A 15,184-nucleotide genomic window follows, 5' to 3' on the forward strand; every position below is an offset into this window, starting at 1 on the left:
GACGCTTTGGCATAAACCCCGAGGTCAGGAGCCCGGCGCCGGCGATCATTGTACATCGTGTCAGCACCAAATGCGGTCCTTCACGGCTGTTTCTTTCCAGAGGACAAATCGGCGATCGTGATCGTTCACACAAGACAGCGAAAAGCGAACATGGTGTTCACCATTGCAAGCAGGAGCGTGTCCATCGACGGTTGCATGAGGCAATCACGCTCGCTATCTCAGCGCCATGAAAGTCAAAGACGCAGATATTCTCATCATCCCGGGCTACACTAACTCCGGACCCGAGCACTGGCAGACCCGCTGGCAGTCAAAGCTGTCGACCGCGCGGCGCGTCGAGCAGGCGGAATGGTCGAAGCCCGTGCGCGATGACTGGACGGCGAGCGTGGCAAAAGCGGTCAATGAAGCCGAGAAGCCCGTCGTCCTCGTCGCGCATTCCCTTGGCGTTGCCGCGGCGGTGCAAGCCGTCCCGCAGTTTCGCAAGCCGGTCGCCGGCGCATTCTTCGTGGCGCCGCCCGATGTCGCCAATCCGGAGGTACGGCCAAGGCACCTGATGACGTTCGGCCCCTACTCGCGCGAGCCGTTGCCCTTCCCGTCCATGGTGATTGCCAGCCGCAACGATCCGTTCTGCGCCTTCCACGTCGCCGAGGACATTGCCGGCGCCTGGGGATCTCTGTTCATCGATGCCGGTGAAGCCGGTCACCTCAACACCGATTCAGGCTTCGGCCCATGGCCCGAAGGTTCGATGACCTTCGCCAAATTTCTCACCGAACTGAAGGCCTGACGACCCCGACCGGATCGCGGCTCTCAGCCGCCGATCGAATCCTTGATGCCTTTCAACAGCGTCTTCGCCCCTAGTGAAATCAGCGCGTGCTCGGACCCTGTGGCCAGCAGGCGGTAGCCCATCGCCACGACGCGGCCGGCGATGGCCGGTTCGATGACGTAGATCGCCGCATGTTTGCCGGCCTTGCGGGTACGCTCGGCGATCGAACCCACCGTTTCCATCATGCTTTCGAGCGTCGAATTGACGGTCGTGCCGTTCGACCAGGCAATCGAGAAGTCCGATGGCCCCAGGAAAATGCCGTCGATACCGGGTGTATCGAGGATGCCGTCCAGCGCATCGAGCGCCGCCCGCGTCTCGACCATGGCGAAGGCCATGGTGCGCTGGTTGCTGTCGCGCAGCCATTCGGCATGATCACCCTTGCCATGGCGTGGGAAGGCATAGGTGGGGCCCCAGGAGCGCTCGCCCACCGGCGGGTATTTCATCGCCGCAGCGAACAGTTTTGCATCCGCCACCGAGTTGACCATCGGCGCAATCACCGCCTCGGCGCCGAAATCGAGCGCCCGGCTGGCCATGTCGAAACGGCCGACGGGAATACGCACCAATGCCGGCTTGCCGGTGGCAAGCACGGGCGCCAGGCCGCGCAACACGCTGTCTTCATGATGGCCGCCATGCTGCATGTCGAGCGTGACCGCATCGAAGCCCTGCCTGGCAAGGATTTCGACGGTCAGCGCGTCCGGCACGCCTGACCATGCGGTGACCAGCGTTTCATCGGCCGCAAGGCGGGATTTCAGGGACATCGGCTCTTTCCTCGCTAAGGATCGCAGTTTCAGCCGGAAACGACGGGAAACGCAAAGAAAAACCGCCCGGCTGGGCCGGGCGGTCGATTGGTCCAGTCATTCTTTTGCCGCAGGTTCCGTCGCAAAATTGTGGGACATTTTTGCGGAACCTGCTTCGGCCGGATCAGGTGTTCTTGATCTGCTCGATGGCCTGCGCCATCAATTCGTCCATGGTGCGGCGGATCTGATGGTCCGACTGGCTGACGCCGGCAGCGTCGAAATCCTTGCGGATCTTGCGGAAGACGTCGTGATCGCCGGCTTCCTCGATATCGGAAACAACCACTTCCTTGGCGTAGGCATCGGCCTCGGCGCCGGATTTCCCGAGCTTTTCCGCGGCCCACAGGCCGAGAGCCTTGTTGCGGCGCGCCGACGCCTTGAACCGAAGCTCCTCGTCGAACACGAATTTGCGCTCAAAACCCTCTTCGCGATCCTTCATGTTGCTCATGGCGTCCCTCCGATGGAAATCGATTCGCTGGCATTGATGAATATGTGATGGCGAAGCACAAACCAAAAGGCTGGCGGCCGGTCAATACGCTTCGTGGCTTGCTGCGCTGCGGCATTTCGGTCCCGAAAGCAGTTGATTGAAAGGATTTGCCGATTGAGCAAACAAGGCGATTACGATAGACACCGGCATTGAACGCCACCGTCGCCACACTAATTTAGGCAGACGGACAGGAACTGGTCGCTTGCCGCCTGCCCGCAAATCCAGAGAAAAATCAAATGAAAAATCGCCGCCGCATTTATGAAGGCAAGGCCAAGATACTTTATGAAGGCCCTGAGCCCGGGACGCTGATCCAGTTCTTCAAGGATGACGCAACCGCGTTCAACAAGAAAAAACACGAAGTCGTCGATGGCAAGGGCGTGCTTAACAATCGCATTTCCGAGCACATCTTCAATCATCTCAACCGGATGGGCATTCCGACCCACTTCATCCGCCGGCTCAACATGCGCGAGCAGCTGATCAAGGAGGTCGAGATCATCCCGCTCGAAGTGGTGGTGCGCAATGTCGCCGCCGGTTCGCTGTCCAAGCGCCTTGGCATCGAGGAGGGCACGGTCCTGCCCCGCTCGATCATCGAATTCTATTACAAGGCCGATGCGCTCGACGACCCGATGGTCTCTGAAGAGCACATCACGGCCTTCGGCTGGGCGAGCCCGCAGGAAATCGACGACGTCATGGCGCTGGCCATTCGCGTCAACGACTTCCTGTCCGGCCTGTTCATGGGCGTCGGCATCCAGCTCGTCGATTTCAAGATCGAATGCGGACGCCTGTTCGAGGGCGACATGATGCGCATCGTCGTCGCCGACGAGATCTCGCCCGATTCCTGCCGGCTGTGGGACGTGGCGACGCAGGACAAGCTCGACAAGGACCGTTTCCGCCGCGACATGGGCGGCCTCGTGGAGGCCTACCAGGAAGTCGCCCGCCGTCTCGGTATCATGAACGAGAACGAGCCGCCGCGTCCAACCGGACCGGTGCTCGTCGCGTCGAGCGAGCCGCCGAAGGGCATGAAGCACTAATTGCCAGCAACGGGCTTGCCGGAAACGGCAGGTCCGGCGCAGACCGATACCGATCATTCAGGAGCATCGATGAAAGCCCGTATCACCGTAACCCTCAAAAACGGCGTGCTGGACCCGCAAGGCAAGGCGATCGAGCATGCGCTGTCGGGGCTAGGTTTTGACGGCATCGGCTCGGTGCGGCAAGGCAAGGTGTTCGACGTCGAGCTCGCCGGGACCGACAAGGCCAAGGCCGAGGCCGATCTCAAGGCCATGTGCGACAGACTGCTGGCGAACACGGTGATTGAGAACTATAGTGTGACGCTTACCTGAGGTTGTGCCGGAGGCACGGATGCCCCAACTTGCCGAAACCCAGAGGCCTTACGAACCAAAATGAAATCAGCCGTCGTCCTCCTGCCTGGCCTTAACCGCGACCGCGATATGATCGCGGCGCTGACCAAGATTTCCGGCAAAGCGCCAGCCACGGTCTGGCAAACCGACACCGAAATCCCGGATGTCGACCTGATCGCCATTCCCGGCGGCTTCTCCTTCGGCGACTATCTGCGCTGCGGCGCGATCGCGGCGCGCATGCCGGTGATGCGGGCGGTCGCTGAAAAGGCGGCCAAGGGCGTCATGGTCATCGGCGTCTGCAACGGTTTCCAGATCCTGGTCGAGGCCGGCCTGCTGCCGGGAGCGCTCATGCGCAACTCCTCGCTCAAATTCGTCTGCCGGCAGGTGAAGCTCGAGATCGCCAACGCCAACACCATGTTCACCCGCCGCTACCAGCCGGGCCAGATCATCCGCTCGCCGGTGGCGCATCACGACGGCAACTACTTCGCCGATGCCGAGACGCTTGCACGCCTGGAAGGCGAAGGCCAGGTGGTGTTCCGCTATGCGGACGGCACCAATCCCAACGGCTCGATCAACGACATCGCTGGCATCATCAGCAGCCAGGGCAACGTGCTGGGCCTGATGCCGCATCCCGAGAACCTGATCGAAGCGGCACATGGCGGCAATGACGGGCGGGCGTTGTTCGAAGGCGCGCTCGGCATCGCCGCCTGATATCTTCCGAAATTCTTTCAGAACCTGGGGGCAGCCTGACGATGAGACTGACGATTGCTCGCTTTGCTCTCCTGGCTGCCGCCGGCCTTGCGCTGGCATCCTGCCAGTCGGGTCCGAAGAGCGCTCCGCCGCCTTCCGGCAAGAGCGCGGCGCTGCTGGCCATGGAACAGGTGGCGATCTCCGCCCACAAATGCTGGATCGCCAGCAAGGACCCGGCCTTCAAATCCTACCAGATGGCCAATGAGCTGAATTCGTTCAGCGGCACGCCGCGCTTCCTGCTGGTGCCGGCCAAGCATTATGGCGGCAAGCCGCTGCTGGTGGTGCAGGCGCAAGGCAATTCGAGCCGTGTAGACGTGTTCGGTCCGCTGATGGCCGAGCCGCTCGGCGCGCGCATCGGCTCCGACATCGCCCGCTGGCAGGCCGGCAATCCGGCCTGCGCCGCCGCCGCGTAAGATGGGCCGGCTGCTGCAGGTCGCGGGTCTGGTCGCAGGGCTGGCCGGTCTTTTCCTGCAGTTCTCGATCACCGTTCCGGCCTCGATGGAAGCCGGCCGCGGCCTGATCGGTTCGGTCGTCTTCTACTTCAGCTTCTTTACCATCCTGACCAACATCGGTGCGGTGCTCGTCCATGCGTCGCTGCTGTCGCCCGCCGGCCATGCCTGGTTTCCGGCCTTTGCCGGAGCGCGGATGCGGGCAGGCGTCGCCGTCGCCATCACCGTGGTCTTCATGGTCTACGCCACCGTGCTGGCACGCCTCTGGCAGCCGCAGGGCCTGTTCCTGCTGTGCGACGTGCTGCTGCACTATGTGACGCCTGCACTGTTCGTGCTGTGGTGGCTGGCCGCCGGTGCCGACGGCAAGACGCGATGGCGAGACGTTTCCTGGTGGATGCTCTATCCGCTCGCTTATCTGGCCTATGCGCTGGCGGGGGCGTCCATAACAGGCGAAGTGCCCTACCCGTTCCTCGATGTCGCCAGGTACGGCATCGCCAGCGTCGCCATCGCCTCGCTGGCCATCACCGCCCTTTTCCTGGCGCTGTGCGTTGGCGCCGTGCTTGCGGACCGCGGCCTGTCGCGGATCAGGGCGCCAGTTGTGCAGCCACGCAAGCAGGATTGAACATTGCATCGCGCCTGTTCATTCCCAGAATGGCCTGATCCCTTCGCGATGGGCGTCGCAGCGGGAAATGCCGATGTCCTTCAACTGGTCGTCGGTCATGTCCAGCAAGGCGAGCCGGCTGCGCCTGCGCTCCAGCAGGCCGTCGATCCAGCGCCCCAGCGATTTGACCATACGCACGATGCGGCTGACAAAGCCGCCGCGGTCCACAGGTCGCGCGGCGAACAATCCTGCGGTTGTCTGGCTGATTGTCTCGATTGTATCCATCTTCGCTCTACCAAAGCTGCAAATTGCACTCTTTTATTCCACACAACGCATGTGAATTGACTCATCGTTCGACGCAATATACAAAATTGTCACCATGACAAATTGGCTTCCCGACCTCACGGCCAGCTCCGGCCCGCTTTATCAGCGCCTTGCTGACAGCATTGAGTCAGATATCGACCGCGGCGTGATCGACGCCGGGGCAAAGCTGCCACCGCAGCGGGATCTCGCCTATGACATCGGCGCAACCGTCGGCACGGTCGGCAGGGCCTATCAATTGCTGCGCGAGCGCGGGCTGGTCAGCGGCGAGGTCGGGCGCGGCACCTATGTCCTCGGCCGGCAGAACGCGAAGCCCGACTTCATAGCGCCGGACGCGCAAGGCACGCGCGACATCGATGCGCCGCGCGGCAAGCTGCGCTTCGACAGCACCGCGGCGCCCGATGTCGGCCAGGGCGCCATCGTCACCGAAGTGCTGTCGCGCACGGCTTCGGATCATGCGCATGAGATTTCGAGCTACACGCGGGATTTTCCCGAGCGCTGGTTCGAGGCCGGCGCCAGTTGGCTGTCGCGCAACTCGTTTCGACCGAGCGCCGATACGATCGTGCCGACGCTCGGTACCCATGCCGCTGTCATGGCGGCGATCGCCGCACTGACCACGCCCGGCGATTACGTCGCCTTCGAGCACCTGACCTATTCGCAGATTTCGCGCAGCGCCGGCCTGATCGGTCGTCGCACGGCGCTGGTGGCATCGGACCATCAGGGTCTCGACCCCGACGATTTCGAGCGCGTCTGCGCGCAAAAGCATCCGAAGATGATCTTTCTGATGCCTACGGTGCAGAATCCGACGCTGGCGATCCTGCCGGCAGCGCGACGTGAGGCAATCGCGCGGATCGCGCGTGAATACAATGTCGTCATTATCGAGGACGATCTTTACGGCGGCCTGACCGAAGATCCGACGCCAATGCTGGCCGACTATGCACCCGAGCGCACCATCGTCGCAGGCGGCCTGTCGAAATCGGTAGCGGCCGGCGTTCGCGGCGGCTGGCTTTCCTGCCCGCCTGCTTATCGCCATCGCATCCGTGTTGCCCATAAGATGATGACCGGCGGCATGCCTTTCCTGCTGGCCGAGGTGAATGCCCGGCTGGTGCTGTCGGGCCAGGCCGCGGACATACGCAAACGCGCCATCGCCGAAATCAACGCCCGCACCGCCATCGTGCGCGAGACTTTGGCCGGCTTCGAATTCAAGTCGCGGGACAATATACCCTTTGTCTGGCTGACCTTGCCCGACCCCTGGCTTTCCGGCACGTTCAAGAACGCCTGCCTCGAGCACGGCGTGCTGATCGACGACGAAGACGAGTTCAAGGCGGGCCGTTCCGAGCAGGTCTTCCACGGTGTGCGCTTCGGCATTTCGCAGCCGAGGCAGCGCAAGGACATCGCGGACGGCGTTGCGGCGATCCGGAGGCTCCTCGACGAAGGCCGCGCCGGCTACGACAGTTTTTCCTGATCCGCATCGCCTTGGAGCGCCGGCGGTTCAGGATGCCTCCAGGCAAGACCCGAGGCGCATCGGTTGAGTCCGGTCCGGTGGGACGCGCGTTCAAGGCGCCGCGGCTTTCTCCGGATTCAGCCACTTTTCGTCGGTCCATGGGTGTATCGGCCGCAAAGCTTGCGATAAGAGGAGACTCAAAATCCCAAGCTCCCACGGATAAAAACCGCCGCCCATGACCATTTCCAATTCCGTGCCGATCACGCCCGAGCTCATTGCCGCGCACGGGCTGAAGCCAGACGAATACCAGCGCATCCTCGACCTCGTCGGGCGCGAGCCGAGCTTCACCGAACTTGGCATCTTCTCGGCGATGTGGAACGAGCATTGCTCGTATAAATCCTCGAAGAAATGGCTGCGCACGCTGCCGACGACCGGCCCGCGGGTCATCCAGGGACCGGGCGAGAATGCCGGCGTGGTCGATATCGGCGACGGCGACTGCGTCGTCTTCAAGATGGAGAGCCACAACCACCCCTCCTTTATCGAGCCCTACCAAGGGGCGGCGACAGGCGTCGGCGGCATATTGCGCGACGTCTTCACCATGGGCGCGCGGCCGATCGCGGCGATGAACGCCTTGCGCTTCGGTGCTCCCGATCATCCCAAGACCAGGCACCTGGTGGCGGGAGTGGTTTCCGGCGTCGGCGGCTACGGCAATTCCTTCGGCGTGCCGACGGTCGGCGGCGAGGTCAATTTCGACGCCCGCTACAACGGCAATATCCTGGTCAACGCTTTTGCCGCGGGTCTTGCCAAGACGGACGCGATTTTCCTGTCGGAGGCCAAGGGCGTCGGCCTGCCGGTCGTCTATCTCGGCGCCAAGACCGGTCGCGACGGCGTCGGCGGCGCCACCATGGCCTCGGCCGAATTCGACGACAAGATCGACGAGAAGCGCCCGACCGTGCAGGTCGGCGATCCCTTCACCGAAAAGTGCCTGCTTGAAGCATGTCTCGAACTGATGGCGTCCGGTGCGGTCATCGCTATCCAGGACATGGGTGCTGCCGGCCTTACCTGCTCGGCGGTCGAGATGGGCGCCAAGGGGGATCTCGGCATCGAGCTCGAGCTCGACAAGGTTCCGGTGCGCGAGGAGCGCATGAGCGCCTACGAGATGATGCTGTCGGAAAGCCAGGAGCGCATGCTGATGGTGCTGCGCCCCGAAAAGGAAAAGGAGGCCGAGGCGATCTTCCACAAATGGGGGCTCGACTTCGCCATTGTCGGCAAGACGACCGACGATCTGCGCTTTCGCGTCCTACATCAGGGTGATCAGGTTGCGGACCTGCCGATCAAGGATCTCGGCGACAAGGCACCGGAATATGACCGTCCGTGGATCGAGCCGAAGAAGCCGGCGCCGCTTGCGGCCAATGACATTCCGCAGGCCGATGTCGCCGACGCACTGCTGAAGCTGCTCGGCGGCCCTGACCTGTCGTCGCGCCGCTGGGTGTGGGAACAGTACGACACGCTGATCCAGGGCAATTCGCTGCAGCTTCCCGGTGGCGATGCCGGCGTGGTGCGGGTCGAAGGCCATCCGACCAAAGCGCTGGCTTTCTCGTCGGACGTGACGCCGCGCTATTGCGAGGCCGATCCCTATGAGGGCGGCAAGCAGGCGGTGGCCGAATGCTGGCGCAACCTGACCGCCACCGGCGCGCTGCCGCTGGCGGCGACCGACAATCTCAATTTCGGCAATCCGGAACGGCCGGAGATCATGGGTCAGTTGGTCGGCGCGGTGAAGGGCATTGGCGATGCCTGCCGCGCGCTCGGCTTCCCGATCGTTTCCGGCAATGTCTCGCTCTACAACGAAACCAATGGCCAGGGCATCCTGCCGACGCCGACCATCGGCGGCGTTGGGCTCATCGCCGACTGGTCGAAGATGGTGCGAGCCGGCTTCGCTGCGCAGGGCCAGATGATCCTGCTGGTCGGCGCGCCGGCCTCATGGGGTACGCATCTCGGCCAATCGGTTTACTTGCGCGACATCCACGGCCGCAGCGACGGCCCGCCGCCGCCTGTCGACCTCGACCATGAAAAGCGTGTCGGCGACCATGTGCGCGCCCTCATCGCGTCCGGCATCGTCACCGCGGCTCACGACGTTTCCGACGGCGGCATTGCGGTCGCGCTGGCCGAGATGGCGATGGCATCAGGCATCGGCGCGACGGTCCCCGGACTGGCCGGCACCGATCCTATTCCGGTCTGGTTCGGCGAGGACCAGGGCCGCTATCTCCTGACGCTGTCAATCGATCCAGACAGTGAGGACTGGGACGCGATCCGCAAACAGCAAGGCGAACTCGGTATTTTCGCGCCCTGGATCGGCTCGACCGGCGGCAACACGCTGAAACTCGGCGAGGCACGGGCGATCCCGCTCGGCGAATTGACCGCCGCGCACGAAGGCTGGTTCCCGCGCTTCATGGATCAGGCCATTTGAGCAGAGCGTGATCCCGAAAAGTGGGAACCGATTTTTTCGGAAAAATCATGCTCAACCACAGGAAACTGGCCGTCCGGGCACTGCTTGCAGTCGTCTTCTGGCCATCGCTGTTCTTCTTCTGGTTTCTCGGCCCGTTCGTCTTTTTCCTGCTGTCGACGACATCGAGCGAGGTCTGCGCCCGGTTGGATACACGCGCGGAGTTCCTCGCCGCGGCCAACGACACGCTTCCGATACTTGGCCTGCAAAACCTTTTCTATGCAGTTCCGCTTGTCTGCCTGATGCTTTGGAGCCGGCTTCTGCCGGACCGGGCACGGACAAGGCACATCTTCACCTGCATAAAACTTTTCGCCGTCGCGGCCGCATTGGGGGCACTGTGGGAGTATGGCTCCTCGCTGGCCTGCGATGGCTACGGCCAGCCGTTCTTCTCGCCCGTCTGGCGGATGACCGCCTACCTGCCGATTGCCAACCTGGCGATCAACCTTCCTCTCTATGTGCTGACCTTCAGCCTTGGGCGGACCTTCTCGACGCCCGAGGACGACCCCGCGGACGACGCCGGCGGTCAGAGCGAGAACGCGTCGTGAGCCACAATCGCGCTGGGGCTGGACGGAACGGCTTCAATCCCGGCCGGAAAGGCTTTAGGTTCACTCCGACTCTCATCGCACGGGCAGCCATGCCGCAGCCCGCCCGAAAACAGGAACTTGCCATGGCAATGGATGCCCGCGACATCGAAAAACTGATCAAGGAGGGCATCCCGGATGCCAGGGTGACCATCCGTGACCTTGCCGGCGACGGCGATCACTATGCGGCCGAAGTCGTGGCCGAGAGCTTTCGCGGAAAAAGCCGCGTGCAGCAGCACCAGATGGTCTATGACGCGCTGAAGGGCAATATGGGCGGCGTGCTGCACGCGCTGGCGCTGCAGACCAGCGTGCCGGACTAGGGGCTTCCAACGCCAAAGTCGCTTGGCCCAAAACGCCGCATCTTTTGCGCCATTCAGGCCACCACGCGGCTAAAGTCTTGTTTCGGGCAACCTATGGGTTTATCTGATGGAAAAGCTTCGAGCCTGACTCCCACAGGCGGGAAAGGATATTCCATGAGCGGCATCAACGACTACATTGACAACGAGGTGAAGGGCAACGACGTCGTGCTTTTCATGAAGGGCACGCCCGGTTTCCCGCAGTGCGGATTTTCCGGCCAGGTTGTCCAGATCCTCGACTATATCGGCGCCGACTACAAAGGCGTGAACGTGCTGGATTCGGCCGAACTGCGCCAGGGCATCAAGGAGTACTCCAACTGGCCGACGATCCCTCAGCTCTATGTAAAGGGCGAATTCGTCGGTGGCTGCGACATCGTGCGCGAAATGTTCCAGGCGGGCGAGTTGCAGACATTCCTTGTCGAGAAGGGCGTGAGCGTCAAAGGCGCCGCCTGATTTCGGTTGGGCATGTCGCCGTCGACATGCCCTGAGCACCGGGGCAGCCCCGCCTCGGCAATTTTGCGTCCGGGACCCGGACCAGGACGAGCCAATGCGCCGGGCCACCGGCGCGTTTTCGTTTGAGAGATCGGACTTGCCGTGGACCAGCAGACGTCAGCACCGCAATCGGCAAGCAAATTGCCCATTCCGCGCTGGGAGTTCATCGCGCTGTGCGCGGCGCTGATGGCGCTCAATTCACTGGCCATCGACATCATGCTGCCGGCGCTGCAGCAGATCGGCGCCTCGCTTGGCGTCGAGAACGAAAACCACCGGCAATATGTCATCACCGCCTATATTCTGGGTTTTGGCGGCGGACAGCTGTTTTTCGGACCGCTCTCGGACCGATTCGGGCGCCGTGCGCCGCTTGTCGCCGGCCTGATCATTTATGTGGCGGCGGCCGCCGCGGCCGCCATATCGCCAAGCTTTGAAACGCTTCTACTTTGCCGGGCCGTGCAAGGCATCGGTGCGGCCGCGACCCGCGTCATCGCCGTCTCGATCGTGCGCGACACGTTCGATGGCCGGCGCATGGCCGAGGTGATGTCGCTGATCTTCATGGTGTTCATGGCGATCCCGGTGATTGCTCCCGGCATCGGCCAGTTCATCATGCTGTTCGCGACCTGGCATTTGATCTTCGTCACCATGGCCGTCGGCGCGCTTGTCGTCTCGGCCTGGTCGCTGCTGCGCCTGCCCGAGACGCTACATCCGGAATATCGCCGGCCATTGACCGTCAATGCCATTGTCGGCGGGTTCCGCATCGTGCTGACCAACCGCGTCGCGATCTGCTACGCCTTCGCCAGTACGTTCATCTTCGGCGCCATGTTCGGCTTCATCGCCTCGGCGCAGCAGATTTATGTCGACATATTCAATGTCGGCGAATTGTTTCCGGTCATCTTCGCCGGCGTTGCCGGCGTGCTCGCCTTCTCCAACTATCTGAACTCGCGTCTTGTCGGCCGCATCGGCATGCGCCGCCTGTCGCAGAGCGCGCTGCTGTTGTTTCTGGTCATCAGCCTGGCCTGGCTGGTCGTTTCGCTGGAAATGAAGATGCCGCTCTGGCTGTTCGTCACCTTCTTTGCCTGCGCCATGCTCCCTTTCGGTGCGCTCGGCGCGAATTTCAATGCCTTGGCTATGGAGCCGCTTGGTCAGCTGGCCGGCACGGCCTCGTCCATCCTGGGCTTCATGCAGACGTTTCTCGGCGGCATTCTCGGCACGCTGATCGGCCAGGCTTTCAACGGCACGGTGACGCCGTTGGCCGCCGGCTTCTGCAGCGTCTCGGTCGCAGCCCTGCTGATGATCTTCATCGCCGAACGCGGCAAGATGTTCCAGCCGCAGAATCAACCCGTCTCGGGGCACATTGCCGATCTGCATTGAATTGTCGCCTTTGCGGCGCTCGGCTGGGTAATCGAATTGGCAGCCGGCTATTGCGCCCAGAGTTCGCTGCGCAACTCGCGCCAGCTTTCCCGGTCGGGTGCGACAAGCAGGCCGCCGCCGACATGCGACGGTAGGTAGGCACTGGCGTCGAAACGCGCGGCGTGGCCGCCGGCCTCGGCATGGATCAGCACGCCGGGCAGATGGTCCCACGGCATGAGCTTGTTGTAGACGACGAAATGGGCATGGCCGCTGGCCAGCAGGCGATATTCGTGCGCGGCGCAGCGATAGGCGAATTGCGACAGGATTTTCGTCTGGTTGCGCGCCAGCCGCGACCGCTCTGGTTCGGCCATGTACTGCCAGGAGACCGAGCCGGTCATTTCCGAGATCGGCACGGGCGCCGCGACACGCACTTTTTCCAGGCTGCCATGCGCGTGCCTGATATGGCTGCCGGCGCCCCTGGCGCCGATCAGCCAGTCCTTGCCGACCGGATCGTGGATGATGCCTGCGACGGTCTCACCCCGGACCACGACACCCAGCATGACGCCGAACAACGGCACGCCGGAAGCGAAATTGAAAGTGCCGTCCACCGGGTCGATGGTGAAAGCCAGATCGGCATCGCCAAGACCGTCGAGCAGCGCCGGATTGTCGGAACAGGCTTCCTCGCCGACAATCATGGCCGTTGGGTAGCGCTCACGCAGCTTGGCGGTGATCAGCCGCTCGGCACTGACGTCGGCTTCCGTCACCAGGTCGGCGGCCGACGTCTTCTGGCGGACGTCGCCGCCGCCCAACCGGCGAAAGCGCGGCATGATTTCGGCTTCGGCTGCTTCGGCCAGGGTGCTGGCCAGCCAGTCGATCGCGGTATCGTCAAATGTCATCGGAAATGTCTTGCCTGCTGGAGAGCGTTTCATCGAGTGCGGCGAAATCGAACAGTTTCCTGTCGAGCAGATGCGACGGCCTGGTGTTGGACAACGCACGCAGCATCGTGTCCTTGCGCCCGGGCATGCGCTTTTCGATATCGTCGAGCATGGCCTTCATGGCGTTGCGCTGGAGACCTTCCTGGCTGCCGCAGAGATCGCAAGGGATGATCGGGAACCGCATCGCCGCGGCGAGCTTTTCCAGATCGATTTCGGCGCAATAGCTCAGCGGCCGCAGCACCATGACGTCGCCCTCGTCGTTGAGCAGCTTTGGCGGCATGGCGGCGAGACGGCCGCCGTGGAACAGGTTCATGAAGAAGGTTTCGAGAATGTCCTCGCGATGATGGCCGAGCACCAGCGCCGAGCACCCCTCCTCTCGGGCTACGCGATAGAGATGACCACGCCGCAGGCGTGAACAGAGCGAGCAATAGGTGCTGCCCTGCGGCAGCTTGTCGGTGACGACGGAGTAGGTGTCCTGGTATTCGATGCGGTGTGCAATGCCGTGGGCATTGAGGTAATCGGGCAGGATGTGCTTGGGAAAGTTCGGCTGGCCCTGGTCGAGATTGCAGGCCAGCAGTTCCACCGGCAGCAGGCCGCGCCATTTGAGGTCCAGCAGCATGGCAAGCAGGCCGTAGGAATCCTTGCCGCCCGACAGGGCCACCAGCCAGCGCTCGCCTGGCCTGACCATCGAAAAATCCTCGATCGCCTGGCGGGTCAGCCGCAGCAGCCGCTTGCGCAATTTGTTGAACTCGACCGAAGACGGCACATCGGCGAACAGCGGGTGAAAACCGCCTTCGATGTCGGCGGCCTGCTCAAGCGATTGAGCGTCTGGCAGCATGTTCATGGCGTCGGTTCCAAATCCTGGAGCAACGAACGTTCGGAGCTTCGTTGCCGCCCGGATTAGCGGACATGGCCGACAAAGAAAAGGCCGCCTCGATGGGCGGCCCCTTCCGGTCTCGCAAAAAGCCTTCGCTTAACGCGAATAGAATTCGACGACGAGGTTCGGTTCCATCTGGACGGCGAACGGAACGTCCGCCAGGCCCGGGATGCGCGAGAAGGTCGCGGTCATCTTGTTGTGATCGGCTTCGATGTAGTCCGGCACGTCGCGCTCGGCGAGGCCGACCGATTCCAGGACGATCACCAGCTGCTTCGACTTTTCACGCACTTCGACGACGTCGCCCGGCTTGCAGCGGTACGAGCCGATGTTGACGCGCTTGCCGTTGACGTTGACGTGGCCGTGGTTGACGAACTGGCGGGCGGCGAAAATGGTCGGAACGAACTTGGCGCGATAGACGACCGCGTCCAGACGCGACTCGAGCAGGCCGATCAGGTTCTCCGAGGTGTCGCCCTTGCGGCGATCGGCCTCTTCATAGACCTTGCGGAACTGCTTTTCCGAAACGTCGCCATAGTGGCCTTTCAGCTTCTGCTTGGCGCGCAGCTGCAGGCCGAAATCGGAAAGCTTGCCCTTGCGGCGCTGGCCGTGCTGGCCGGGGCCGTATTCACGCTTGTTGACCGGGGACTTCGGGCGGCCCCAGATGTTTTCGCCGAGACGGCGGTCGATCTTGTACTTCGCGGATTCGCGCTTGCTCATCGCATTCCCTTTCAAAACAACATAACCCGGAGCCTCATGGTCCGGGTGAAGGAAACGCGCCCTCCTCTGGCCTCCGTTTTCGAGACCTGACAGGGTTTTTCCACGCAACGCGGCGAAAAACCCACGGGACACGTCAGTTCAAACAAGACCTTGGAAAACAGACTGGCTTCCGTCGAGGTCTTGCGCATGCAAAACAAACCACCGGGCGTTGCGGCCCGGTGTTGGGAGCGCTGTTAAACAGAGATTTAACCGCTGTCAAGGTTCCAACTGGCGCCGTGTCGTAAGCAGATGAGTTGTCCGGATTAGGTAGCACGTGAGTTGTCCGGTTTTATCGCCAGCGGATGGAGGCTGG

At 62.6% G+C, this 15,184-nt stretch carries 18 protein-coding genes; 12 read left to right on the forward strand and 6 right to left on the reverse strand.

The annotated features are described in order from the left end of the window. Nucleotides 1–226: 226 nt before the first annotated feature. Entirely contained in the window at nucleotides 227–781 is a 555-nt protein-coding gene (locus FJ951_RS23785) for an alpha/beta hydrolase (RefSeq protein ID WP_140517696.1), read from the forward strand. Nucleotides 782–804: 23 nt separating this feature from the next. Here FJ951_RS23785 and FJ951_RS23790 read toward each other — a convergent pair whose 3' ends face one another. Both FJ951_RS23790 and FJ951_RS23795 read right to left on the reverse strand, forming a co-directional pair. Continuing rightward, nucleotides 805–1,578: an HpcH/HpaI aldolase/citrate lyase family protein gene (locus tag FJ951_RS23790; RefSeq protein ID WP_140493818.1), complete on the reverse strand. Its 774-nt coding sequence runs from the start codon at nucleotides 1,576–1,578 to the stop codon at nucleotides 805–807. A 163-nt stretch (nucleotides 1,579–1,741) separates the two neighbouring features. Next, entirely contained in the window at nucleotides 1,742–2,062 is a 321-nt protein-coding gene (locus tag FJ951_RS23795) for a DUF1476 domain-containing protein (RefSeq protein ID WP_140493820.1), read from the reverse strand. 275 nt (nucleotides 2,063–2,337) lie between these two features. On the opposite strand from FJ951_RS23795, the gene purC reads away from it, so the two are divergent. The 5 genes from purC (at nucleotide 2,338) to FJ951_RS23820 (ending at nucleotide 5,280) form a co-directional block, all read left to right on the forward strand. Then, nucleotides 2,338–3,132, forward strand: coding sequence for a phosphoribosylaminoimidazolesuccinocarboxamide synthase (gene purC, locus FJ951_RS23800; protein ID WP_127282327.1), 795 nt, complete (start codon nucleotides 2,338–2,340; stop codon nucleotides 3,130–3,132). Nucleotides 3,133–3,201: 69 nt separating this feature from the next. After that, on the forward strand, nucleotides 3,202–3,441 hold the full coding sequence (gene purS / locus FJ951_RS23805) for a phosphoribosylformylglycinamidine synthase subunit PurS (protein ID WP_140517697.1): 240 nt from the start codon (nucleotides 3,202–3,204) through the stop codon (nucleotides 3,439–3,441). A 60-nt stretch (nucleotides 3,442–3,501) separates the two neighbouring features. Beyond that, nucleotides 3,502–4,170, forward strand: coding sequence for a phosphoribosylformylglycinamidine synthase subunit PurQ (purQ, locus tag FJ951_RS23810; RefSeq protein ID WP_140493824.1), 669 nt, complete (start codon nucleotides 3,502–3,504; stop codon nucleotides 4,168–4,170). A gap of 41 nt (nucleotides 4,171–4,211) precedes the next feature. After that, on the forward strand, nucleotides 4,212–4,622 hold the full coding sequence (locus FJ951_RS23815; RefSeq protein WP_140517698.1) for a hypothetical protein: 411 nt from the start codon (nucleotides 4,212–4,214) through the stop codon (nucleotides 4,620–4,622). A gap of 1 nt (nucleotide 4,623) precedes the next feature. After that, complete coding sequence (locus tag FJ951_RS23820) at nucleotides 4,624–5,280, forward strand: Pr6Pr family membrane protein (protein WP_140493828.1); 657 nt, start codon at nucleotides 4,624–4,626, stop codon at nucleotides 5,278–5,280. Between the two features lie 18 nt (nucleotides 5,281–5,298). Here the strand turns inward: FJ951_RS23820 and FJ951_RS23825 are convergent, their stop codons facing one another. Then, the gene (locus FJ951_RS23825) at nucleotides 5,299–5,544 is read right to left on the reverse strand and encodes a DUF1127 domain-containing protein (protein WP_140493830.1); all 246 of its coding nucleotides are present in this window, start codon (nucleotides 5,542–5,544) and stop codon (nucleotides 5,299–5,301) included. Between the two features lie 94 nt (nucleotides 5,545–5,638). Here FJ951_RS23825 and FJ951_RS23830 point away from each other — a divergent pair, with 94 nt between their 5' ends. The 6 genes from FJ951_RS23830 to FJ951_RS23855 all read left to right on the forward strand — a co-directional run bounded on the left by FJ951_RS23830 (nucleotide 5,639) and on the right by FJ951_RS23855 (nucleotide 12,327). Further along, nucleotides 5,639–7,045 (forward strand): PLP-dependent aminotransferase family protein, encoded by a 1,407-nt coding sequence (locus FJ951_RS23830; protein ID WP_140517699.1) that lies wholly within the window; start codon nucleotides 5,639–5,641, stop codon nucleotides 7,043–7,045. Between the two features lie 214 nt (nucleotides 7,046–7,259). Beyond that, a complete protein-coding gene (purL, locus tag FJ951_RS23835) occupies nucleotides 7,260–9,491 on the forward strand; it encodes a phosphoribosylformylglycinamidine synthase subunit PurL (protein WP_140517700.1) in 2,232 nt (743 codons plus the stop codon). A 47-nt stretch (nucleotides 9,492–9,538) separates the two neighbouring features. Continuing rightward, the gene (locus FJ951_RS23840; protein WP_140493837.1) at nucleotides 9,539–10,072 is read left to right on the forward strand and encodes a hypothetical protein; all 534 of its coding nucleotides are present in this window, start codon (nucleotides 9,539–9,541) and stop codon (nucleotides 10,070–10,072) included. Between the two features lie 122 nt (nucleotides 10,073–10,194). Further along, the gene (locus FJ951_RS23845; RefSeq protein WP_140493839.1) at nucleotides 10,195–10,428 is read left to right on the forward strand and encodes a BolA family transcriptional regulator; all 234 of its coding nucleotides are present in this window, start codon (nucleotides 10,195–10,197) and stop codon (nucleotides 10,426–10,428) included. Nucleotides 10,429–10,581: 153 nt separating this feature from the next. Beyond that, on the forward strand, nucleotides 10,582–10,917 hold the full coding sequence (gene grxD / locus FJ951_RS23850) for a Grx4 family monothiol glutaredoxin (protein ID WP_013532137.1): 336 nt from the start codon (nucleotides 10,582–10,584) through the stop codon (nucleotides 10,915–10,917). A gap of 141 nt (nucleotides 10,918–11,058) precedes the next feature. Beyond that, entirely contained in the window at nucleotides 11,059–12,327 is a 1,269-nt protein-coding gene (locus FJ951_RS23855) for a multidrug effflux MFS transporter (RefSeq protein WP_140493841.1), read from the forward strand. A 47-nt stretch (nucleotides 12,328–12,374) separates the two neighbouring features. Here the strand turns inward: FJ951_RS23855 and FJ951_RS23860 are convergent, their stop codons facing one another. From FJ951_RS23860 to rpsD, 3 genes are all read right to left on the reverse strand, one after another. Then, on the reverse strand, nucleotides 12,375–13,202 hold the full coding sequence (locus tag FJ951_RS23860) for an inositol monophosphatase family protein (RefSeq protein ID WP_140517701.1): 828 nt from the start codon (nucleotides 13,200–13,202) through the stop codon (nucleotides 12,375–12,377). Beyond that, entirely contained in the window at nucleotides 13,192–14,085 is an 894-nt protein-coding gene (ttcA, locus tag FJ951_RS23865; protein WP_140493845.1) for a tRNA 2-thiocytidine(32) synthetase TtcA, read from the reverse strand. Before ttcA ends, FJ951_RS23860 begins: the two co-directional genes overlap by 11 nt. A gap of 129 nt (nucleotides 14,086–14,214) precedes the next feature. Further along, entirely contained in the window at nucleotides 14,215–14,832 is a 618-nt protein-coding gene (gene rpsD / locus FJ951_RS23870) for a 30S ribosomal protein S4 (RefSeq protein ID WP_140493847.1), read from the reverse strand. Nucleotides 14,833–15,184: the final 352 nt, after the last annotated feature.

Source organism: Mesorhizobium sp. B2-2-3 (assembly GCF_006442405.1).
GTDB lineage: Bacteria > Pseudomonadota > Alphaproteobacteria > Rhizobiales > Rhizobiaceae > Mesorhizobium.